The organism is Citrobacter pasteurii (assembly GCF_019047765.1).
Taxonomy (GTDB): Bacteria; Pseudomonadota; Gammaproteobacteria; order Enterobacterales; family Enterobacteriaceae; genus Citrobacter; species Citrobacter pasteurii.
Genome location: NZ_CP077262.1, coordinates 3885049 through 3909392, shown reverse-complemented (window position 1 = coordinate 3909392; position 24344 = coordinate 3885049). Strand labels below are relative to the sequence as shown.

The 24344-nt window shown below is 51.8% G+C and carries 15 protein-coding genes; 6 read left to right on the top strand and 9 right to left on the bottom strand.

What is annotated here, in order from left to right:
* Positions 1-93: 93 nt before the first annotated feature.
* From I6L54_RS19005 to I6L54_RS18995, 3 genes are all read right to left on the bottom strand, one after another.
* Positions 94-9432 (bottom strand): autotransporter outer membrane beta-barrel domain-containing protein, encoded by a 9339-nt coding sequence (locus I6L54_RS19005; protein ID WP_040232610.1) that lies wholly within the window; start codon positions 9430-9432, stop codon positions 94-96.
* A 195-nt stretch (positions 9433-9627) separates the two neighbouring features.
* Positions 9628-10206 (bottom strand): LuxR C-terminal-related transcriptional regulator, encoded by a 579-nt coding sequence (locus I6L54_RS19000; RefSeq protein WP_040232609.1) that lies wholly within the window; start codon positions 10204-10206, stop codon positions 9628-9630.
* A 735-nt stretch (positions 10207-10941) separates the two neighbouring features.
* Positions 10942-12117 (bottom strand): coiled-coil domain-containing protein, encoded by a 1176-nt coding sequence (locus I6L54_RS18995; RefSeq protein WP_005122022.1) that lies wholly within the window; start codon positions 12115-12117, stop codon positions 10942-10944.
* Positions 12118-12419: 302 nt separating this feature from the next.
* On the opposite strand from I6L54_RS18995, the gene I6L54_RS18990 reads away from it, so the two are divergent.
* From I6L54_RS18990 to pheP, 3 genes are all read left to right on the top strand, one after another.
* Positions 12420-13502, top strand: coding sequence for a YncE family protein (locus I6L54_RS18990; RefSeq protein ID WP_040232606.1), 1083 nt, complete (start codon positions 12420-12422; stop codon positions 13500-13502).
* Positions 13503-13591: 89 nt separating this feature from the next.
* Positions 13592-15760: a TonB-dependent receptor gene (locus I6L54_RS18985; RefSeq protein ID WP_005122018.1), complete on the top strand. Its 2169-nt coding sequence runs from the start codon at positions 13592-13594 to the stop codon at positions 15758-15760.
* Between the two features lie 125 nt (positions 15761-15885).
* Positions 15886-17280, top strand: a complete 1395-nt coding sequence (pheP, locus tag I6L54_RS18980; RefSeq protein ID WP_005122016.1) for a phenylalanine transporter — start codon at positions 15886-15888, stop codon at positions 17278-17280.
* A gap of 54 nt (positions 17281-17334) precedes the next feature.
* Here pheP and I6L54_RS18975 read toward each other — a convergent pair whose 3' ends face one another.
* The 4 genes from I6L54_RS18975 to I6L54_RS18960 form a co-directional block, all read right to left on the bottom strand.
* Complete coding sequence (locus I6L54_RS18975) at positions 17335-18579, bottom strand: mechanosensitive ion channel family protein (protein WP_005122014.1); 1245 nt, start codon at positions 18577-18579, stop codon at positions 17335-17337.
* A 64-nt stretch (positions 18580-18643) separates the two neighbouring features.
* Complete coding sequence (gene nfsB / locus I6L54_RS18970; protein WP_005122012.1) at positions 18644-19297, bottom strand: oxygen-insensitive NAD(P)H nitroreductase; 654 nt, start codon at positions 19295-19297, stop codon at positions 18644-18646.
* A gap of 119 nt (positions 19298-19416) precedes the next feature.
* Complete coding sequence (locus I6L54_RS18965) at positions 19417-19785, bottom strand: MmcQ/YjbR family DNA-binding protein (RefSeq protein WP_005122011.1); 369 nt, start codon at positions 19783-19785, stop codon at positions 19417-19419.
* Complete coding sequence (locus I6L54_RS18960) at positions 19785-20366, bottom strand: TetR/AcrR family transcriptional regulator (protein WP_005122009.1); 582 nt, start codon at positions 20364-20366, stop codon at positions 19785-19787. The genes I6L54_RS18965 and I6L54_RS18960 overlap by 1 nt, the downstream gene beginning before the upstream one ends.
* 191 nt (positions 20367-20557) lie before the next feature.
* Here I6L54_RS18960 and I6L54_RS18955 point away from each other — a divergent pair, with 191 nt between their 5' ends.
* Together I6L54_RS18955 and I6L54_RS18950 are read left to right on the top strand one after the other, a co-directional pair.
* Positions 20558-21670 carry an MBL fold metallo-hydrolase gene (locus I6L54_RS18955; protein WP_040232603.1) on the top strand — a complete coding sequence of 371 codons (1113 nt, stop codon included), beginning with the start codon at positions 20558-20560 and terminating at the stop codon, positions 21668-21670.
* Positions 21671-21687: 17 nt separating this feature from the next.
* On the top strand, positions 21688-22029 hold the full coding sequence (locus I6L54_RS18950) for a RamA family antibiotic efflux transcriptional regulator (RefSeq protein WP_005122005.1): 342 nt from the start codon (positions 21688-21690) through the stop codon (positions 22027-22029).
* A 22-nt stretch (positions 22030-22051) separates the two neighbouring features.
* On the opposite strand, the gene I6L54_RS18945 is transcribed toward I6L54_RS18950, so the two are convergent.
* Both I6L54_RS18945 and I6L54_RS18940 read right to left on the bottom strand, forming a co-directional pair.
* Positions 22052-22300: a DUF1158 family protein gene (locus tag I6L54_RS18945; RefSeq protein ID WP_005122002.1), complete on the bottom strand. Its 249-nt coding sequence runs from the start codon at positions 22298-22300 to the stop codon at positions 22052-22054.
* Positions 22301-22366: 66 nt separating this feature from the next.
* On the bottom strand, positions 22367-23485 hold the full coding sequence (locus I6L54_RS18940) for a YbdK family carboxylate-amine ligase (protein WP_040232602.1): 1119 nt from the start codon (positions 23483-23485) through the stop codon (positions 22367-22369).
* Positions 23486-23629: 144 nt separating this feature from the next.
* On the opposite strand from I6L54_RS18940, the gene I6L54_RS18935 reads away from it, so the two are divergent.
* Complete coding sequence (locus I6L54_RS18935) at positions 23630-24334, top strand: GNAT family N-acetyltransferase (RefSeq protein WP_005121998.1); 705 nt, start codon at positions 23630-23632, stop codon at positions 24332-24334.
* Positions 24335-24344: the final 10 nt, after the last annotated feature.

Here is a 24344-nt window from a genome sequence, read left to right as displayed (position 1 = left end):
GGCGTGATAAGCGCGGCATATCAGGCAGTGCTGTATTCTGGACCGACAAAAAAAAGCCCCCTGTGAACAGGGGGCTTGCGAGTTTATACCTGCTTAAAACGATTTCTTAAAGCCAATAGACGCATTGACCGGGGCTTCAACCTGCGATTTATTGCTGCCGTTGCTGAACTGTGTCCCCAGTTCGCCGTAGACCTGCAGATTTCGGTCGATAGACCACGACAGACCCGCTGCAACCTCGGTGCTGGAGTACTGCTGTGAAGATTCCAGCGTGGTGGTGGCGACCGCATTGCTGAAGTGCGTTTTATCTTTGGAACCCAGACCCTGCCAGACGTTTACCCGGCCGTACGGCTGGAATTTACCATGGTTGGTGTCGTAGTCCGCGACCAGACGCACGCCCAGACGCGCGGTAAAGGAATCGGCGGTGTCCATATTCACTCTCGTTTGGGTTACACCATCCAGCGTGCTGTTATCAAAGTCGCTGTACTGATAGATCAACTGGGCCTGCGGTTCCAGGCTCCAGGCGCTGGCACCTAAACGGAATGCTTTACCCACTTCAGTTGAGGCCGTCAACGTATTGCCTTTGACGGTGTAAGAGCCGTTGTTACCCGATGCCGACAGGCGGGATTTATGGTTCCCGTATTGCAGCACGTTATCGACATACATACCGTCACCAGAGAACCAGGTGGCATAACCGCCAACGTAAAATGCGTTGTCGTCGATGTTGCCGCCTTTGCCGTTGCTGCCCGTTTTACTGCCTTTCACATTGCTGTCGATATCAAGGATGCTGGTATACATCCCGGCTTTCCAGCTTTCATTGGCGTACATATCGACGCCGACCTGAATACCCATGGTATGGGAGTTGGTTTGCGTCCCGGCCGCATCATCCAGTTTGGTTTTACCGGAATAACCAATCATTCTTGCCCAGGCGCGATTGTCTTCATCAAGTCCCGGTTTAACCTCGTCACCCATACGCTGGTGCATGTTGCCTAACAGGCTGATGTCACCCTGGCGAACCACGCTGGCGAGACCAGAATACAGCATGGTTTCTGGACGGTATTCACTCCTCAGGTACCAGTTTTCGCCCTGACCCTGCGCATTCCCGGCATGCAGTTGGTACTCAAATGCGCCCGCAGCCATACGCTCGGCGGCAAGATGGAAGGCATCCCGTGAGGTTTGCGCCGTGGTGGTTGCACCGTTGAGCGCCGTAACCACTTCGATGCCGTCACCCACGGTCGGTGCGCCAAGGCCGGAGCCATCGACATCCAGCAGCGTACTGCCGCTGGCTTTACCGCCATCAATAATCAGACGGTCAGCAATACCTGCGCCGCTACCGTTCTGGATAGCCGCCATGTTGATAGTGCCTTTTTCGCCGGCGTAATCCCCTTTGACGGTTAAGGTTGTGCCAGGTTGCTGGCCGATGAGCGACACATCGCCACCGTTGCTCAGCCCTGCGACTGTCTGGTTATAACCCTGGGTATTCAGGGTGGTGCCCGCGACAACATAGTGGTGCGAGGCGGCGCTCAGGGTATTGGTATCACCGGCTTGCAATACCCCGCTGGTGATGAGCGTTGCACCGCTGTAGCTGTTTTGGCCTTGCAGCTCCGTCGTACCGCTACCGGTCTGATGCAACTGACCTTCTCCGCTGATATTACCGCTTAACGCCAGAGTATCGGCGCGATTAACGTTGAGCACGCCGTTATCAACGATATCCCCTTCAATACTACCTATCGTACCGCCAGTGCCGAGCTGCAATACACCTTGTTCGATGGTGGTGCCGCCGGTATAGGTGTTATCCAGCGTCAACGTCAGTGAACCTTTACCGGTTTTGGTCAGTTGACCGTTACCTTCGACTTCCGTCAGCAGGGACACATCATGTCCGTTGGTGTCGAATGTCCCACCACCAGATTCCAGCGTAACCTGACGTGCGGTATCAAACGCTTCACCATATTTCAGCGTACCGCCGTTAAAGGTGATTCCGGTCTCTGCCGCGCCGAGGTTGGTATCGCCTGCAACCTGAAGCGTCCCTGACGTGATAGTCGTACCGCCGCTGTAGGTGTTGTTGCCCGTCAGGATCAACGTACCGAGATCGCCTTTATTCAGACCACCGGTACCGCGGATCACGCTGTCAATGGTTGCGGTGTAGTTGACGCCATCGATCGTACCATCACCGACGCGAATCAACGTATTGGCGGTATCGGTAGTAATGGCTTCACCGCCTACACGATAACCGTCGGTGGCGAATTGTGCGCCACTGATGATGACATCGCCTTTACTGTTATCGACGGTCACATTACCGGCTTCCCCCTGGAAGACGGCAAATGCGGCATCGGTAAACGGAGCATTCAGCGCGCCCTCTGGCGTCGATTCATCCGTGGTCCAGTTGTCGTTACCCTGGCTGGATTGCCAGATACCGTCGCCGCCGTTGATGACGCCGTTGTTTTTCAGCTCGCCATTTTCACCGCCGGTGCCGTCCCAGAAGCGCAGCGTTAGTCCGGCATGGTTAACCAGGTTAACCTGATTTTTCACCGAAGTTTGTACGTATAAACTGTCTGCGGCTTCCGGTGCGTTAGCAATGTCCATCACATTGTTGGTTAATGTGCCGGTATAGTTGATGACGCGATAAACGCCAACGTCAAAGCTTCCGCCCGGAGAAGTCTCGATATTGAGCTTACCGTCGAGCGTCAGGGAGCCATTCACGTCGATCAGGTCGTTGAATGCGCCGCCTGGGGTATAAGCCTGGCCAAACTGGTAATCCAACTGGGCGTTATCGCTTAGCGTCAGTGAACCGGTAGTCAGTTTACCCACGCTATTGATGGCGGCACCGGCGGTAATATGGCCGTTATCCTGCACATCAACCGCACCGCCGATAATGCCGTTACCGCCGAGGGTGGCACCCGATTTCACTGTGACCTGACCGGTAGAAGCAGACTGATTGCCGTTGACCAGCAGCACACCTTCGTTGACGTCCGTGGTGCCGGTGTAGGTGTTGTCGCCGGTCAGGATCAGTGTACCGTTACCGATTTTCACCAGGCTGCCGTCGTTGCCGCTGATAATGCCGCTGATGGTGTCAGGCTCCGGAAGCACCAGATTCCCCAGCGACAATTCTTTATTGCCCAGTTCGACATTACCCGCACCGGACAATGAACCGATGGAAGTCGCGCTGTTGACTGCGCTGACATCTACCAGACCGCCTGCAAGGTTTTTGACGACGGTATTCTCTGCCATTGCCTGGTCAGCAAAGGTCATCAGCCCGCTGTTAGTTACATCGGCATTGCCGCCGTTGGCGTTTTCTTCCAGCGCCAGTGTGCTGTCTTTTGCCACGCTGACCGTCGCGTTGCCCGCAGTGGCGTTATTGGTTAACAGCGCTTTCGCTGTGCCCGTCAGGTTCAGTTTGGCGCGGGCGGCTGTGACGGTATCCGCCAGCGTTAACAGGCTGTCGGCAATGTTCATGGTCAGTGATTGTAGACGGGTGTCTGCGCCGCTGATGTTGAGCGTTGCCCCATTATTAACGGTGATGGTGCTGCTCTCGTTGCTGCCGAACGCGCCGGTTTTGCTGGCATTGACCGTCACATTGTTGGCATTGCCGGTGCCGGCAATTTCGGTGTCGCCTTTGTAGCTGTTCGCGCGGTCGAGCGTTAAGGTACTGCCCGCATCGCTTGAGCTGCTGGTGACTTTCAGTTTACCGTCGCCGGTAATCTCGCCGGTCGGCGTGAAGTGGTGAGAATTGAGATCGAATACGGCCGCATTAGCATTGGCGCCCAGCTCGATGGTGCGATTGCTGGTCAAATCCGCACCTAATTGCAATGTCGAGGCGTTGTTAATCGCCAAATCGGTTCCGCTCTGTCCGAGGTTATTATCGGAGGAGATCTGCAACGTGCCGCTATCAATGCGCGTACCGCCACGATACTCGTTATTGCCACTGAGGATCAGGCGACCGAGGTCGGTTTTCACCAGTGTCAGTTTGTCGTTGGTGCTGGCTTCACGGATGACGGACTCAATGGTCGCGGTATAGTTTTGCCCCGCGCCACCGGCTCCGACGCGCAGCATCAGCTCACCGGTTCCCGGCGTCTGGCCTGCGTGGGTCGCGCTTTCCGTGGTGGCATATGCGTTAAGTGCATTACCTTTTACGACATAGCCATCGGCATCAAACTGTGCCCCGGAGAAGTTAACCTCACCTGCAGCGTTATCCACGGTAACGGTACCGCCCTTGGTGGTGAAGACAGCAAAGGATTTCTGCGCCCACGGGGCGTTGCCCTCGCCGGTAGCTGTCGTCCAGTTGTTGTCACCCTGAGCACCGATCGCCATCCATTTACCATCGCCACCGTCAATCTTGCTGTTGCCTTCGATGCCGGATGCACCATGGCTCTGATTGACAGTTGCACCGTCCCAGAACTGCAGGGTAACGCCGTTGGCGTTCACCAGGTTGACCTGTTTGTCGATAGAGGTCTGGACAAAGATGTTGCTCTTATTCTGAGTGTCCGGTACAGCACCTAACTCCAGCGTCTGGTTATTCAGCGTACCGCCGTAGTTATAAATACGGTACACCCCAGGACCGAAATTCCCGCCCGATGACGTGGTGACATCCAGAGTCCCGTCCAGTTGCAGATCGCCTGTGACGTTGATCAGGTCATTCAGCTTACCGCCCGGTGTATAGGCCTGGCCCAGTTCGAAGGCGGAAGTCGTTTTGCTGCCAAGCTGCAGATTACCGTTAATGGATAACGTACCCGCACCGCCGTCACCAGCGCTAATTGTTGTGGCATCGTTCATCAACACGTTGCCGCCGATAATGCCATTACCACCCAGTGTGGATGTGCCGCTGACGGTGGTTGCGCCACGTGCCGCGCTTTGATCGCCATTCACCAACAGCGTGCCGTTGGTGACGGTGGTATCACCGGTATAGGTATTGTTGCCGGTCAGACGGGTAATGCCGCCACCTATTTGCTGCAGTGCACCGATACCGGATATAACGCCATTCAGCAGGACGTCGTTGGCGCGATTAATCGCCAGTATGCCGTTATCGATGATGTCAGATTCGGTGCTGACTTCGCCCGTGTTTCCGCCGGAACCTAACTGCAACGTACCTGTTTGCGCAATGGTGGTAGAGCCGGTGTAGCTGTTGTTGGCGGTAAAGACCGTGGTGCCGCCTGCCGCACGTTCAAACTTCCCGTCGCCGCTGATAGTACCGTTATAGATTTGCGCCGCGGTGTTATCACCCCGGGTATCAAAGACGACCCGGCTGTCTGGGCCATCGGTTGTGACATTGTAGTCGCCAATACTGGCGGCAGTACTGGTTGGCTCGACGTGGTCACCGGTGCGCAGTGTTGCACCATTGTTTACAGCAATAGTTTTGCTTGCCAGACTCAGGTTTTCAACGATGCGGACATCCGCGTTTGACCCGCTGAGGGTCAGCGAATCCCAGCCGGTGCCAATATTCGTGCCGGTAGTCAGGTTGTCGCTGACCAGCGTTCCAATCTTCGCATCTTTTGTATCGGTGAAGGTGAGGGCGTTGCCCGTACCTGCAGCGGTAGTGATGTGCCGCGTTTTCTCCAGCGTCACATTGCCGATGTTGGCTTTATTGTTACCGCCAGTACCGGCGAAATTCACTTCACCGGCATAGGTGCCGCTACGCCAGTTGAAGGTGTCCGTACCTTCACCGGTATTGATTACGCCGCTGGTGACACCGCCGCTGATATCAATGGTGTCATTGCCTTTACCAGACTGAATGGCCACCGCAGTGTCGGTGATGGCCTGCAGGGTGCCGGTGTTGGTAATGGCTTTACTGCTGTCACCGCTGGCGTCGATTACCGGGGAGGTGGTGCTGGCAGAGATAATCTTGCCACGGTTGGTTAACGCGCTGACGTTTTTCGCGATGATGGCAGAGCCACCGGCGGCGTTGTGCACATTGATATCGGCACTGGTAGTGACTTTACCGTTTGTGTTGGCGCGGATACCGCTGCCTTCGCTGTTCAGTACCTCAATGGTATAGCCTTTGTCGATGGTCAGATTGCCCGTCACCGCGTCACCATTGCGCTGTTCAAAGGCGAATCCGGTACCTTTGCCGTTAACGTTGAGAATGTTGTTTAGTCCATCTTTCATGTTCAGCGCGACGCTGGTACGGATCCCCGCGCCGTCGTTGGCATTGATGGTGACGTCGTTGAGCGTGATATCGGTATTGTTGGCATCGTTTTGAATGCCCGCGCCAGTCCCTTTAGCGCTAATCGTTACCCCTTTTGCAGCCAGCTTACCGGCTCCGGTATCGAGACGAATACCATCCGCCGAACCATTGGTCGTGATTGCATCACCGGCATTACCGGTAATACTCAGGCTGGCACCATTGGTCAGCAGCACGCCTGCGGTTCCGTCGTCAACGGTTACCTGACCCAGTTTTTTAATCTGTGCGCTGGCGCCCGAAGCGCGAACGCCAATACCGTTGCTGACATGCAAGGCGCTGGAGGAGTTGTTGGTTAAGCTCCCGTCTTTTTGAATATCAACGCCGATACTGTTGATGCTGGCCAGATTGATACTTGATTCGCTATCGAGGATCAGGTTACCCAGATTTCTCGCTATATAGGCGATCACTTCATTGCCACTGGCTTCAGAGGTGATCTTCGCGTTTGAAGTAAGCGTAGTGCTGGTGGCATTACCCTCTGCGCTGCCATTCAACCGATGCGCCTGGCCATCAACCACCCCGGCAACGGTACGTTCACCGGTTAAATTAATGGTGGTTTTGTCGCTGATATTACCGCTGGCGCCGCCTTCGATGACCAGTGCTGCGGAATCGCTACCCTGCACGGTAAATGTGGCTTCACCAGTATCGACTTGACTGCCTGCACCGGTAGCGAGAACGCCAACAGAGTTCTTACCGCTGAGGGTAAGGTCAAGGTTGGAGCTGGCCTGGCTGCCAGGAGGGGTGGTGTTACCGGCCAGTAATGCGCCATTGGCGATACGGAAAATGGTGGTGCGATCCTGACCGTTGTCATTCATCACCGCCTGACCAATATTGGCGGCCGCGTCTTTCCCATACAGATAATAGCCAATCTGATCGGTGTTGTTGAACACCGGGCTACTCAGGCTATCAACGTTAGCAATGGCGTTATCACGCACGTGTACGCCGATATTCCCGGCCTTGTCCAGCGTAATGTTGGAGTAGACGTTGACCACGGCCTGACCTTTGGCGCCTCCTTCAGCCCAGATGGCGTAGTTACGATCGTTGATGCCACCCGTACCGCCCACGATAATAGAGCCTGTGGCACTGGTGGTTACTTCGGCATTTTTGTTATTGGCGCTGACGTGGATCCCCACGTTATTCGTGCCGTTGACGTTAATCTTGCCGTCGTTGCGGATTTCCTGATTATTTTCCGTGCCGCTGTCACGCACGGAGATACCGTAGTTCTTGTTGTTTCCCGCATCCCCATTACCATTGATGACGATGTTGCCCGTATTCAGTACGTTGCCGGTTGCGTTGCCGATCAAAATTCCTGCCGCGTTACGGACACCGGTACCCAACGTGATGAGACCGTTGTTAATAACCTCTTTGGCGCTTTTGGTCATAATTCCGGCGCTCAGGCTGGCACCACCTGGCATGATGACATCCTGGGTCAGGTTACTTGCGTCACGACCAAGGTAAATAGCGGCATCAGCACTGTTGGTAAAGGTCGCATTTCCCGCGACTTCCACGCCAAAGGCGGTGCCTTCACCGTAAGACTCACCGTTTTTACGTCCGTCGACGACGTTAATATTGCCGTTATTGACACCTTTTGCCTCGCCGGACAACTGCATACCAATGGCCAGCGTCAGCGACGTATCAGGTTTATCCTTGCTCCAGGGATCGGCGGCAGATGCGGTGCCGAAGTTATCGGTAGTGATCGCCTGGTTGATGGTGCCTTCGTTGGTGATAACGCTGGTACCTTGCCCCTGCATACCGAATGCGCCGTAGCTGTTAACGTTCTGATTACCATCTTTATCAATGAACAGACCTGAGTTGATAGTTCCGCGGTTGGTTGCCTCGGCGTTTTGCGCCAACATGCCAATCGCCAGGCTTTGCCCGCCAGAACTGCGTAGCGCGTTCAGCTCGCCGAGGTTGTTGATAACCCCACCATCAATGGCTTTCATGACGCCATTGATACTGCCGTCAACGGCGATTATCGCCTCTTTGTTCAGGGTACCGGTGGTGCCAGCGCCGTTGGCATAAATGGCATGCAACTCACCGCGGGCGGCAGTGGCGTTGTTGATATGTGACTCTCCATCGGTCCAGACTTTGTAGTCCCATGTGAGTTCATCAGACGACTTACTGGAATTAATTAAGCTATCGATATACCCGGCATACTTTGCTTGTGCTGCTGTGACGGTTGTGACCTCTTCAGCCTCCAGCCACAATTGGATTTGGCTGACCTTATCGCCATTGGCATTTTCTGCGGCGTCGGCACTTCTGCCTAACAGGAAGTCGTTAAAATCAGCCAACTCCTGCGTACTGGTAATGGTGAATGTGCGCACCCCGGTTTCGATAACCTTGCCATCTGCATCATAGCCATAAGTCATCAGCGTCACATCATCGCCAAAGACAGAGGTTTGCGCTGAGCCGGCGAATGTTTTTTCAGGGATAACCGGAGCGGCGTTAAATTTTATATAGTTATCGGACTGCCAGTTCACCTGGCTGTTGGCGCCTTGCGCTTCCAGTAAGGAGGAGTCTTTGGCCAGTAACTCGATGGTATTGGCTTTGTCGCGTACATTGAGCGTGTCATTACCTATGTTCAGGTTGGCCGTAGCACCATCGGTTGCCAGCGCGATACCAAACTGCTTATAGATTTCAGACCTGGTTGCATCATAAGTATTTAATACGGAATCGCCGATTTGCGATTTAGTAAGAAAGCGACTTAACACATCGGTATCATAGACCTTAATGGTTTCTGTGCCGTCCGGGAATGCCGGGTCAACCACCTTGAAGTTTTCGCTTTGAGAAGGCGTAGCCGATTGGTTATACGTCACGTATTCCGCCAGCTCTTCAGCTGTGGTGATTTTTTTTGCATCCTGGCCTGGGCTGGTGGCCTGCAGGGTGATTTTTCCTGTTCGCAGTAACTCACTGATGGTGGTTGATTCTACAACGCCGCTTTGACCCGGATTAATCGTCGGGATTGCGCCGCTGATATTGAGTGTCTGACTGGCAGTATTATTTTCATATAAGAAGCCGTAGTCGTGGGGAGCCTGATAAACGCCCGCAGAAATACCGTTCTGGAAATCGTCAGAAATATTTCGCTCGCCCGTAGCGGTAATCTGCGCAGCTGAGGCCATCATCGTAGCGCCACTTAATGCACTGGCGGCCAGTACCGCAACAGTTTTACGTGAACTGCTTTTTTTCTTACCTCTGGTTAATTCAGAGACGACAACCCAGATGCCGAGTGCCGCGTTCCAAATAATGCTGTAAACCTTATTCATATATAACCCTCGTTTACATTCCTGTTATGTATGTGTTAATACGTTGAGTTGTTGGCGATGGTTGGCACGCGGATGTGCTACCCGGTATGTCGATTTTCGAAAATAGTGATCCCTTCCGGGCCAGGCGGAATTAAAAATGAGCCGAAAGGAAATCTGTTAATAATTAACTGTGATTACTATCCTTAAATAAGTCAGTTACGGCTGGCTATAGTGAGAAATGGTGTACTTGAGCCGGGTATTACTTTTACCCAGCTTTCTGGCAATGTTGCTTTTGTACGCCCCGATTGTTTTTTCACTTTTTTGTGATACTCCGGCGATTTGTGCCAGTGACCACCCGCGGGCCAGCATCATCATCACATTGAATTCGTTGGTCGTTATTTTTGTTTGTATTTCTTTGATATTGCGTTGATTTTTGTTTTCGGTGATACGAGTGATTGTTTGCAATAGCTGATCAAGACAGGTGTCCTGATCGAGGAACTGCAGAGCCATTCCGCACACTGTTTGAAAAATAGAAAAAGTGGCTTCATCGGCTAATACGATGATCGTTGTGGATGGTCGTATAGCCATGTTGCGGATAATCCTGGCATATTTTAAAAAATCTGACTTGTCAGGATTAATAATGATGCAATCCGTTTCATAAGATAGCGTTTGGACGGCAGAAAGCGTCTGGGAGGAATGGTACGCGATATCAATATATAATGATGAGCCACGTAGGATTTCTCGCATGCCAAGCCAGGGGTAAATTGAGTCACCCAAAAAAATAGCTTTAGACATAACGATCTCCTTGAAATTTTGGTGCAAGCAGTCGCCTCTTTTTTTGGTTAAAAAAGAGTTTCTCGCGATGCATGAAATGTTAATTAATTCTCGTATGCCCTAAATAATTCAAGTTACAGGAAGTCCGGGGGAAAATTCCCAGGCGTACAGATACTATGTGGCTGAGGTGAACTAACGCAGCCAACGCATATGTAACTTGAATTATGACGGGTATATTCGCTCTTTGCTTTGAACGTATCCTTTTTTATTCGGATATCAACAGATAATATCTGTCTTTATTTAAATCATTAACTATTCTTAAAGTGGATATTACACTTTGTTAAAATTTAAGATAAATCGTTTATATCACCTCTGTGAAGATGATTGATAGATTTCGCTTATTGATCGGCGAGGTTTTGTGTCCCTCGATTCGACAATGACAGGGAATTCCTATAGGTTTAGAAGGGAAATATTGTTAATTGTTATTAATTTCAAACAGATATGTGATTTTCTTAACGGGGAAGGAAACTACCAGGAGAATTCTTAATCAAAGGCCGGGCAGTGAAGGAGCTAAATGTTTGGAAGGAGAAAATAGTGTTTGATTTGAATTAATGCGCTGTAAATGAATATAATTTAGATTTATATTCTTTATTTATTAATATTTTAAGATGTTTAATCTAAAGTAAGCTTTTCGTGCTTAATCTAAAAATCAGGCTTGCAGCCGCTTTTTTGTCTGCTTTTTGTACGCACGTTTTCTCAGCCAGCCAATAGCTCTTGTTCCACTTGTTGTACCTGCATTTCCAGCGTAGTGCGGATTTCTGTCAGTGCCCGTTGCTGATCGGAAAAGTAGGCTTCTTTGTCTGTTACTGAAGTGGCAAGACGCCAGGCGTTTTCCGCTTCCAGATCGCTAATCTCTTTGAGCAGCGCATTAATTTGCTCCCTGAGCTGCTGAATCTTGCTACGTAAATGTTGTAGATCGTTTAATCGGTCACTTGCCATCATCGGTTCGAGCCCGGTTTGTAACTGGGTCAGTAATGCCCTAACCGCGGCCAGATCGGCATTTTGTCGTGCCTGATTAAGCTGCACCATCATCTGATGGGCTTTCTCTTTCAGGTCATCCGCTACCACGTCCGGGTGGCAAAGGCGGCTGGCCTGACGCCACAGGCGTTTTAACTCATTACGTTCATCTGCTGAAAGCCGCTGGTCGCGGGTGTAACGGTGCTGAGCATCCTGCTGTTGTTCCTGATATTCATCATATTCGTGGCTGGCTTCCTCCTGTGCCTGACGGGTCGCGCTGTCGTCCTGGCGAGAAAAGTCGTTTTCCAGTTCACGAATTTCCGCCAGCAGGGCGGTGATAAGCTCAGTCTGTTGCTGAATGCGCTGGCGAGTTTCCACGGATTCGCGGGAGTCCGAACTCAGATTTACCCAGTGCTGCTTGAGTTTCGCCAGTTGATCAACGGCCTGTGAAATATAGTGCAGGCAGGACTGATAATCTTTTTCGCGACGTTTTCGTTCTGCTTCCTGCTTACGTTGTGCGCTGGCGGCCAGTTGTTTACGCAGTTCGAGAATTCGGCTCATCAACGGTCCGAGGCGAAGATGGTACAGGTCATTGAAATCATCGAGGATTTGAATACGCGTGTTGCGCTTATCAATCAGATCACGCAGTTGGGTTTCAAGCGCTTTCAGTTCGAGCTTACTGGCGGCAATGCCGGGGTCCTGCCACGTTGATACTGCGCGCTGGGATTGTAGCCAGTGTGTAATTTCACGCAGGGCATCGCCGAAACGCCGTTCTTCAATCGCCTGCACGATGACGCCGGGAATGACTGGCAAAGGTTCATTTTTCAGATGCGCCAACTGCTGGAAAATAATCTCTTCATCTTCCAGTTCGATGGCGCTTTTGACGATCTCAAGTCGTTTAATGATCTTATTCATGACAGTCGTTGCCTGGCGTAGTTCAAAAACGAGTGACTGAACCACGCCAGGTTCACCCGTTTGAAAATGTTGGAAAAACAGTAAAGTGCATTCTGTGGCCTGCGATGCCTTCTCGTCCAGAATAATTCACTGTAATGATGAAAAAGCGGTATTAGCGCGCACTTCTTCGCGTCTTTAAACCCTCGTTTCATCTTTTTTATTCACCGGCTAATTATTCTTGATATGATAAAGATAATGCGTATAGTTCTCATTCACTTTTTTGTTATTAGCAATCTGCATGAATTCTGGTAAGGATCCCGACAATGAAAAAAACAACATCCGCTCTGGCATTGTTGGCTGCCATTGCATTAAGCGGCTGTACAGCTGACGCTACGCCAGCCAGTAACCCGCTGGCACAGGAAAAAGCAATCGCACCGGCAGCAACGGATATTCAGCAGCGCGCACTGGCTGACGGCTTGTATGAAATGGCGCTGAGTCCAGCAGGTGATGCGCTGTACGTCGCCAGTGCGGAAGGGTTCAAAGATGTTCAGGGTGGGGTGATTTACAAGCTGGATCCGCAAACGCTGAAGACCATCGGTCTGAGCCACACCGATCTGAAAAACTTTGGTATGGCTATCTCGCCAGACGGTAAAACGGTGTATGTCACCAACTCCCTGGATGGTGGCCTAAGCGCGCTGAATGCCGCAGACGGCAAAGTGAAGAATCGCGTGCTGTTCCCGGAACGTAACCCGCAGGGTTTCCCATACGGTGCGCGCCAGGTACTGCTGCATAACGGTCTGCTCTATATTGGCGCCGTTGCCGATCCGGCGGTGATCTGGGTGGTTGATGCCGAAACGCTGAAACTAAAAACCCGGATTAAAAATACCGGTAAATGGATGACCGGACTGCATTACTCAGAAATGACGCAGCGTATTTATGCGGCAAATGGCGGCGGTGAAATCCTGGTTATCAACCCGCGTACTCAGCGCATTGAAAAACGCTGGCAGCCGCTGGGCGATAAACCCGCGTTGCTGTTGAATATGGCGGAAGACCCGCAAACTGGTCGCCTGTTTGTCACCGACAATTCCAAAGCGAAAACGACATTGGTGTTGGATATTCATACGGGCAAGCTGCTCAAACAGCTGGATATCGGGGATTCGCTGGCGGTGAAATTCAATGCGAAGCGTAATGAAATCTATATTACTCAGCGTGATTCCGGAAAATTGCTTAGCCTGAATGCAACGGATTACAGCGTGAAGAAAAGCTGGGATCTCCTCCCCAATCCAAACAGCCTGTTGCTCTCTGCTGATGGTCAAACCTTGTTTGTCACCGTGAAACAGAAATTCAATAAAGACCACTCCACCTCCGCGCCAGATAACGTGGTGCGTATTGATCTGAATAAATAATAACAACATGTTGCCGGGGCGCTCTCCGGCAACGTCGTCAGACTTTTAATGGCATGGCTATGGACAACACTAAAACATACGCACACTTAATGAGAAAAACTGTGCTGGCCGCTACTGTTGGCGCGCTTTCCGGCACGGTGAATGCAACTGAGGCCCCCACAGAAGCGGAAGAGACCATTGTGGTACAGGCTGCAGAGGGACGTGATTTTAAGCCCGGTGGCGATACGTTACTGCCTGCTTTTCTCGACGGTCAGGTCGCCAATGGCGGCAGGCTGGGGATGCTTGGTCAGCAAAATGCCATGGATGTGCCATTTAACGTTATAAGCTACACCTCAAAACTGGTCGAAGATCAGCAAGCTAAGACCGTAGCCGATGTTGTCGCCAATGACGCGAGCGTGCAGGCGGTACAAGGCTATGGTAACTACGCAGAGACATACCGTATTCGCGGTCTGAAACTTGACGGCGATGATATGACCTTTGGTGGATTATCCGGTGTGCTGCCGCGCCAGGTGGTGGATACGCAGATGATCGATCGCATTGAAATCTTTAAAGGCGCGAATGGATTGCTCAATGGCGCGGCCGGTAGCGGCGTTGGCGGGATGATTAATCTTGAACCCAAGCATGCAGACGATACGCCGATCACACGCCTTGGTATGGATTACACCAGTGACTCACAGGTGGGAACGTCGCTCGATGCCGGACGCCGTTTTGGTGACAATAACCAGGTTGGCGCCCGTGTGAATCTGTTGCATCGTGAAGGGGAGGGGGCGGTTGACGATGATAAACGTCGTACCACGCTGGCAGCGCTGGGACTGGATTACCGTGGCGACCGTTTCCGCAGTTCATTAGACGTCGGGTATCAAAAAAAGACGTTTCACGGCGGCAACATGGGGATCAATGTCTACTATGTGCCATTTGTCCCCGATCTGCCGAAAAATACGCACAACTATAGCCAGAGATGGGGTTATAGCGATATTGAAAATGAGTTCGGAATGGCGCGCACGGAATATGATCTGACCGATAACTGGATCGCTTATGCCGGTTTAGGTGCGCAGCACGCGCATGAAATTGGTTTGTACAGTGCCCCGGAAATATACAACCAGGCCGGTGACGCCAAAGCCGGACGCCTTGATACCAATCGTATTATTGATGCGTTCAGCGGGATGGCAGGGCTGCGCGGGAATTTTGATACGGGTTTTGTGTCGCATAAGGTTAATGTAGGTTATTCCGCCGTCACTAAAGAAGACAAAATCGCCTGGCGTATGGGATCACGTGCCGCACGTCCGGACGTCAATATCTACGATACGCAAGATGTAGCAAAACCAGCGGTGACGGCGACGGGAGGCAACTATAGCGATCCGTTAACCAGTGGACGTACGCGTAGTCAGGGGTGGTTACTCAGCGATACGTTGGGCGTGCTTGATGATCAGCTTCTGTTTACCGTCGGCGCCCGTCACCAAAAGGTTGTGGTTCGTGATTACAACAAAGAAACAGGCGCTGAAAACGTTAAGAACAGTTTTGATGACAGCCGCTGGATGCCGACGTACGGTGTCGTATATAAGCCGTGGCAGGAACTTTCTCTTTATGCGAATCATACCGAATCGCTACAGCCAGGCAGCACCGCGCCAAGCAGTGCGGTGAACTACGGTCAAAGCACCGGAATCATCCATGCAAAACAGAATGAGGTTGGGGTCAAAACAGACTTTGGCCGTGTAGGCGGTTCACTGGCGTTGTTTGAAATCAAAATGCCGGTTGCGCAGTTGGATAGCCAGACCCGGTATTACGCCATCAACGGTGAGCAGCGTAATCGTGGCGTGGAGCTGAATGTTTTTGGTGAGCCGGTGTTAGGACTGCGGCTGAACGCCAGTGCAACGTGGCTGGATGCGACGCTCAGTAAAAATCAAAACGGTGTCAACAACGGTAAGACGGCAATCGGCGTACCGGACTTCTATGCGGTGCTGGGGGCTGAATATGATATTAAACCTGTTGAAGGACTCACCGCGACGGCACGGCTGAACCATTCTGGCGCTCAGTATGCCAACGCGGCAAATACCAAGAAACTCGACAGTTTTACCACACTGGATTTAGGTGTGCGTTACCGTATGTCACTCAATCAAAACCAGAACCAGATGATTTTGCGTGCAGGGGTCGATAACGTCACCAACGAGAATTACTGGTCAGGTATTGATGATACCGGGACTTATCTGTTCCAGGGCGAGCCACGCACGCTGAAGGTTTCCGTCAGTTACGACTTCTGATTTTTTTCCTGGGCCTCGGTGCGTTGGGCAAGGATGCCCGGCGTATCCAAACGATTGCGCCTTGCGACAACCAGGTTGAAATGTTAAAAGAAGCCCCTTCAATAAAAACCACACAGGGGTAGGGCGTGAAAAACGCGTCAACTGCATCTGACACCAGCGTGTCTGATGCCGCGTCGACGAATGAACCGACGCTTCAGCGGGGGTTGCAAAACCGCCATATTCAGTTAATTGCGCTGGGCGGCGCAATTGGTACAGGCTTGTTTCTGGGAATCGGCCCCGCTATTCAGATGGCGGGACCTGCTGTATTACTCGGTTACGGTGTTGCCGGGATCATCGCGTTTCTGATCATGCGTCAGTTGGGCGAAATGGTGGTTGAAGAACCCGTTTCAGGATCGTTTGCCCACTTTGCCTATAAATACTGGGGTCCGTTCGCGGGTTTCTTGTCTGGCTGGAACTACTGGGTAATGTTTGTGCTGGTTGGCATGGCAGAACTCACCGCAGCCGGAATTTATATGCAGTACTGGCTGCCTGATGTCCCAACCTGGATTTGGGCAGCGGCTTTCTTCGTGATTATCAATGCGGTCAACCTGGTCAACGTGCGTCTGTATGGCGAAACGGAGTTTTGGTTTGCGCTGATCAAAGTCCTGGCGATTATCGGCATGATTGGCTTTGGTATCTGGATGCTGGTTTCCGGCAACGGCGGCGAACATGCAAGCATTGATAACCTCTGGCGCTATAACGGCTTTTTAGCGACTGGCTGGAACGGACTGATCCTGTCGTTGGCGGTGATTATGTTCTCGTTTGGTGGTCTGGAACTGATCGGAATTACCGCTGCCGAAGCGCAGGATCCGCAAAAAAGTATCCCGAAAGCGGTAAACCAGGTGGTGTATCGTATTTTGCTGTTTTACATCGGCTCATTGGTGGTGCTGTTGGCGCTGTATCCGTGGGTGGAAGTGAAATCCAACAGCAGCCCGTTTGTGATGATTTTCCATAATCTTGACAGTAACGTGGTGGCTTCTGCGCTGAATTTTGTCATTCTGGTTGCTTCGCTGTCGGTGTATAACAGTGGCGTCTACTCTAACAGCCGTATGCTGTTTGGTCTGTCGGTACAGGGAAATGCACCGAAGTTCTTAACCCGAGTCAGCCGTCGTGGCGTACCGGTAAACTCATTGATTCTCTCCGGCGCGATTACGTCGCTGGTGGTGCTGATCAACTATGTGTTGCCGCAAAAAGCCTTCAGCCTGTTGATGGCGCTGGTGGTTGCGACGCTGCTATTGAACTGGATTATGATCTGTCTGGCGCACCTGCGTTTCCGGGCGGCAATGCGTCGTAAGGGGCGTGATACTCAGTTTAAAGCGTTGCTGTATCCGGCGGGTAACTACGTGTGTATCGCCTTCCTCGGCATGATTCTGGTGCTGATGTGCACCATGGATGATATGCGCCTGTCCGCTATCCTGCTGCCCGTGTGGATCCTGTTCCTGTTCGTGGCATTCAAACTGCTGCGTCGCAAGTCCCGTTAATATCTAACCGATCTCATCCTGGTGATGAGATCGGTGATTTATCTATTCTGCAGATTAACGCTGAAATACGCCTGACAGCGCACGAATATCATTTCCGGTAGGGGATTGATGAATGCGTAAACCAAATTCTTCGACGACGGCAAAAATATGGTCGAAGATATCAGCCTGAATACTTTCATATTCCAGCCACACCACCGTATTGGTAAACGCATAAATTTCAATCGGTAAACCGTGGTCATCTGGTGCAAGTTGGCGCACCATTAATGTCATATCTTTGCGAATACGCGGGTGGTGACGCAAATACTCGTTCAGATAAGCGCGGAAGGTGCCGATATTGGTCATCTGGCGATGATTCAATACAGACTCAGGCGCATCTAATTGCTGGTTCCACTCGCTGATTTCCTGGTGACGCGTGGTTAAATAGGGTTTCAGCAGATGCGCTTTATGCAATCGCTGGCGTTCATCCTCATCAAGAAAATGGATGCTGGTGGCATCAATGCTGATGCTGCGTTTAATTCTCCGACCACCGGAAGCCGACATCCCGCTCCAGTTTTTAAACGAGTCTGATACCAATGACCAGGTGGGGATAGTGGTGATGGTATTATCCCAGTTGCGTACTTTTACCGTGGTTAATCCAATATCAATAACCGCGCCATCGGCACCGTATTTCGGCATTTCCAGCCAGTCGCCCAGCTTGAGCATATCGTTGGCTGAAAGCTGAATACCGGCGACCAGTCCGAGGATCGGATCTTTAAATACCAGCATTAAGACGGCGGCCATCGCGCCCAGACCGCTAATCAGTATTGCCGGGGACTGGCCAATCAGCAGAGAGATCATCAGGATCCCGACGATAATTGCGCCGATTAACTTAATGCCCTGAAATATTCCTTTCAACGGCAGTTGTGATGCGGCAGGGAGCTTTTGTGACAGATTGAGAATCACGTCCAGCAGGGAGAATAAAGACAGCAGGGCGTACATCATGATCCACAGCTGTGCGCAGGTTACTAATATTTCTGCGGCTTCACTGCCTTTCTGTAGCCAGAGTGCGGCCTGTATATTGACAATGATACCTTGCAGCGTGAATGCCAGTCGGTGAAATAATTTGTTCTGCGTGATGATTTGTAGCCACAGACGGGAGCTGGCGTTGGCGCGCTTTTCAAATGCGCGTAATACCACCCAGTGCAAAATAACGTGAACAATAATGGCGGTGATAAAAATAATGCCAAAAATCATCACCAGCGAGGTGGTGTGATTTATTTCAATGCCGAGTTCTTCTACCTGAGATATCAATTCCTGCATAATGTCTCCTTAATAAACAGCGGTCTATGATGACCGCTGTGTGGAGCTTATGCAAATGTGGGGATCAGACTTCTGTCAGCGTCGTTTCTTGCGGCAGACGTGATTTTGGCAGGGCGGCGTTGAAGTCTTCTACGCTGTGATGACCCACCGGGACCACAACAACGCTGGTGTAACCTTTTTCTTTCAGACCAAACTCTGCATCCATGATGGCCGCATCAAAGCCTTCAATCGGTACAGCATCCAGACCCATTGCCGCCACACCCAGCAGGAAGTTACCGACGTTCAGGTACACCTGTTTCGCCATCCAGTGGTTGTCGTCTTTAAGTTCCTTGCGGTGCAGGTCGGCAAAGAATGTACGACCTTTGTGGTTTGCGGCTTTGGCTTCCGGGGTAGCAAAGCGTCCATCGCGCTCTTCTTGATCCACCACGCGTTCCAGCCACGCATCGTCCATCGTCGTTTTGGCGCAGAACACCACGACGTGGGAAGCATCCAGCATTTTACGTTCGTTGAACACAAAGCCGCCGGCTGCGGATTTAGCCACCCGCGCTTTTCCTTCGTCAGTGCTGGCAACGATAAAGTGCCACGGCTGAGAGTTGGTACTGGACGGACTAAACTGCAGCAGTGTTTTTAATTTTTCTGCTTGCTCAGCGGTCAGTTTTTTATTCGGATCGAATGCCTTAGTGGAGTAACGTTTTAAGGCGACAGAAACAATATCCATAACTACTCCTGGTGGTTTTTCGTACCCTGCGGGTGCGTTTTGTTTCAGCAGGGTACAGGGTTAGCGGGAAAAAGATAAGACAGAAAAAAGCAAAAACACTTATTGGAGTTAACGATAAATCAGTCTGGACGCAGGCGTTTTTGATCCCGCTTAGGCAGGCCGTCTACCACCCGGTGCCATGAGTCGTTCACCAGGTCAGTCAGTAATGACTCGCTAATATCATCGCCGGGGTAGACGGATATCCAGTGCTTTTTATTCATGTGATAGCCCGGTTCGATACTGCGGTAAATCTGCTGATTCAGCAGTGATTTTTGTGGATCAGACTTCAAATTAACCAACGGACGACCGCGCTGCTCTGAGACAATCATAAAAATCTTACCGCCGACTTTGAAGACATCGTATTCCGGGCCGAACGGCCAGCATTGCTCAGTAAAAGGCAGTTCGAGCGCAATACGTTTAGCACAAGCATGCAGCGTTTGGCCGTCCATTATTTTTCCTCGCGGGTCAGTGCGCGCCACATGGCCTCAAACCCCATCGAAATATATTCATTCGCGCGGGCAGGATCGCGGGCGGCAAATTCCATGGTTGTTTCTGCCAGTGAAAGAAAAAGCCCATCACCGAAGGCACGATATTCGTCAGACATAAATTCAGGGCGAACGGAACGATGACATAAATCGCGCAGTTCCGGGAACATATCGTCAGCCTGCTGTTCGGTTTCTTTGCTGATTTTCTCGCTGACGGCCAGTTGGCGGATAGTGCGATGTCCACAAGTATGGTCCAGACCCCAACTGATGTAGCTGTTCCAGATGGAGTGAGTCATGGTTTTGGCATCGGTCACTGAGCGATCCAGATTTGCCATCATTGACTGGCAGAGGTCTTGTTTTAAATGGAGGTAAAGCTCGTTGATCAGATCATCTTTTGTGGCGAAATAGCGAAACAACGTTCCCTCTGCGACACCTGCATTGCGGGCAATAACGGCGGTAGAGGCCGCAATGCCTGATTGTGCAAATGCTGCGGTTGCAGCTTCCAGTAATGCCTGTTTTTTGTCTTCACTCTTCGGACGAGCCACTACACTTTACCCCTAAGTCTGTAAAAAAATAGGATTGAATCACGGCCTTTGCCGCACCGCAACGGCGAATGTCAAAGATTGAAAATCATCTTGACGACAAACTTTCGATTTCTATAATGAGTGCTTACTCACTCATAATCAAGAGTCAGTCGCGCAACCCAGCGGAAAGGGGGCGCGTTTAAGGTCAGGATATGAAGCGTCTCACAGTTTGTGTGGTTGTTATTATGCTCATTGCCGCAGCAGCAAGTTTACCGTTTGTACTCAATGCCGGATTTGGTCAGGCGCCGCAAGGAGCACAACTGAGTCAGGTTGAACAGTCGCCACACTATCGTGATGGACAGTTTCATAATCAGGTCCCGACCCCGGGCTATACCGGCAACAAAGGTATGCTGGCGGCCTGGTGGGAGTTTCTGATCGCGAAGCGAGAAAACGCGCGACCCGCGCAGCCGTTGCCACTGGTTGCGACCGATCTCGCCAGTTTATCGCCACAGCAGGATACCCTTGTCTGGCTGGGACATTCCTCGTGGTATTTACAGTTGGCGGGCCAGCGTATTCTTATTGATCCGGTGTTGAGCAATTATGCCGCACCGTTTTCATTCCTGAATAAAGCTTTTGCTGGTGAGTATCCGTGGACTGCGCAGACGATGCCGGAGATCGAGCTTCTTATTATCTCGCATGATCATTATGACCATCTGGATCTCGCCACCATCAAGGCCCTGATGCCGAAGATTAAGCGCGTGATTACGCCACTTGGCGTGGGATCGCACCTGCGTTACTGGGGAATGAACAGCGAGATTATTGAGGAATGTGACTGGAATCAATCCGTCAAAGTGACAGATTCGCTGATCGTCCATGTCCTGCCTGCCCGCCATTTTTCTGGCCGGGGGATTAAACGTAACCAAACGCTGTGGGCCAGTTTCATGTTTGAAACGCCGGAACAGAACGTTTACTACAGCGGCGACTCCGGCTACGGGCCGCATTTTAAAGCGATTGGCGAGCAGTTTGGCAAGGTCGATTTGGCAATCATGGAAAATGGTCAGTATGACCAGGACTGGAAGTTCATTCATATGATGCCGGAAGAAACCGCCCAGGCCGCGGCCGATCTGCACGCGAAAGCGGTATTACCCGGACATGCGGGTCGCTTCGTTCTGGCAAAACACACCTGGGATGATCCCTACAAAAGACTGGCACTTGCCAGTCGCCGCCAACATTACCGATTGCTGACGCCGATGCTGGGTGAGCCGGTAGCACTGTCCGAACCGGACCAACAGTTTACGGCCTGGTGGCAGCAGGCAACGCAATGAACAGAGGGGAGAGCATGATGACGATTTCTGCTCAGGTAATTGATACGATTGTTGAATGGATTGATGATAATTTGAACCAACCCTTGCGCATTGATGATATTGCGCGCCATGCGGGGTATTCAAAATGGCATCTGCAGCGCCTTTTTCTGCAGTACAAAGGCGAGAGCCTCGGGCGTTATATCCGTGAACGTAAGCTATTATTAGCGGCACGCGATCTGCGTGATACCGACCAAAAAGTTTACGATATCTGCCTGAAGTATGGCTTCGATTCGCAGCAGACTTTCACGCGTATTTTTACCCGTACGTTTAGCCAGCCGCCTGGGGCGTATCGTAAAGAAAATCACAGCCGCACACATTAACGGTATACGGGTTCTCGCGGGTCTATTCTGCCAGCGAGAACCAACGCCGCCAGATGAAGCGCAGTACAAAATACTCAATCACCCCGAGAAGCAAGAACCACAGACAAAACAACAAAGTATAAAACTGATTAAGATCCATTAAATGAAAGGTTGTGACTAACTTTTGCGCCAACACCAGGCCAAGCGAAGGGGCGGGCAGCAGCAGGCAGGAAAGCAGAGCCAACAGCAGTATCCCGGCGGCGGTCATCAGTGATTCAAGCGGGTGTTTCATGGCATTGTTAAACTTGAGTTAAAAAGCCATTGTCCGGGATATCGTTGGTTAACGCAAACGTCGCGCTTAATGCCCCGCCCAGATCTCACAGTGTTTTTTCACCAGTCCACTCAGCGAGCCACCGTTTGCCACAAAATCACGCATGTGCCGCACCTCATTGTGACCCTTTTTCACCTGCTGATGTAAGGTGTGAACGGCACTCGCTGCCCCCACTTTTTCCGCCGACGCTGCGACAGTGTCCAGTAAGCGTAGCGTGTCATCAGCCAGGCGATGGTGATCCCCGGTATTCACGTCGGTGAGTATTCCTTCCATCCCAAAACGACAGGCCTGAAAACGGTTGAACTTGTACAACAGATAATCATTTTCCTGATGCCTGAATGGCCGTTCGGTGAGTAACCAGTGGGCGGTAGCCTGAATAAGCCCGGCTATGTTGAGTGCGTGCTCAAGGGTCAGCGGGGTGTCCATCACCCGTACCTCTACTGTGCCAAAATGCGGACTGGGGCGGATGTCCCAGTGCAAATCTTTAATGCTGTCAATCATGCTGGTATACGCCAGTTGGCGAAAGAGCCTGGTAAATTCCTGCCAGTTGCTCACCCACGGCATCGGGCCATTATCGGGAAATCCGGAGAAAATGTTCAGCCGTGCACAGGCAAAGCGTGTATCAGCAGCCTGCATATAGGGCGAGGCCGCAGAGAGCGCAATAAAGTGGGGGACAAATCGCGACAGGCCGTGCAGCAGGTAAATCGCATCGTCACCGTTGGCACAGCCGATATGAACATGCTGACCGAAAACCGTGGCCTGCTGAATAAGGTAGCCGAAGTTCTCCAGATTCCGCCGATAGCGTTCGTCATCACACACTTCCTGACGCTGCCATGTTTGAAACGGGTGCGTACCACCGCCGCAGATGTCGAGGTGAAGCGTTTGGGCTGCGCGCAAAACAAGGTGCTGCATGGTGGAAAACTGCGCGGCCGCCTGGTCAACATCGCGACACACCCCGGTCGCCATTTCCAGCATACTTTCGGTGATATCGTGCTTCACCTCGCCGACGGTGAGTTCTGACTTCACGGCGTCAATCAACCTGGACGCGTCTTGGCTCAGATCGTAGCCCGGAGGATTGATTACCTGCATTTCCAGTTCAATGCCTAACGTAAAGGGGTCAGAGACATGAAAATCGGGTAGTGACATCGTGTTCTCCTGAGCGTTGATTTCTAATCAGTATAGAAGGGGCGGCGATTTTCTGTTCTGCGTGAAAAATCCCTGACCAGCGCTTTGAAGGTGAAATGGCGGGTGCTATAACGTGGTTTTTACTTGCATAACAGGGGGTGAACAGTGCCAGAGATAAATCTGTATGGGCAGACGGTGGGTGATGCCCTGCCGGACTGGAATGGCGCAACCGCGCTGCCACGGAGTGTGCTTATTGGTCAATATTGCCGTCTGGAGCCCCTGGACGCTGACAGCCATGCCGCCGATCTGTTTGACGCCTACGCGCAGGCACCTGACGAACGTGACTGGACCTGGCTTGCCAGCACGCGTCCTGCGAGCGTAGAGGAGGCCGTGCGTTGGGTCACGGGCAAATCAACGGATGCCTCTTTGGTTCCCTATGCGGTGATTGATTTACAATCCGGGCGCGCCGTAGGGTTAGTCTCATTTATGGCGATCGACCTTGTAAATGGCTCGGTCGAGATAGGCCATGTGACCTGGTCGCCACGAATGAAGAATACGGTACTGGGTACAGAAACCGTCTGGCTGTTGCTACGCCAGGCGTTTGCGCTGGGCTATCGTCGCGTGGAGTGGAAATGCGATTCCCTGAACATCGCATCCCGACGTGCGGCGGAGCGTTTAGGGTTTATCCATGAAGGTCGCTTTCGCCAAAAGATGGTGCGTAAGGGGCGCAACCGCGACAGCGACTGGCTATCAATGATTGACGATGAGTGGCCACAGCGTGACGCTGTTTTGCAGCGTTGGCTGGCTGTCGACAACTTTGATGAAAACGGGCGACAACGCCGATCGCTGGCGGCGTTTCAACCGGCATAGTACGTTTGCC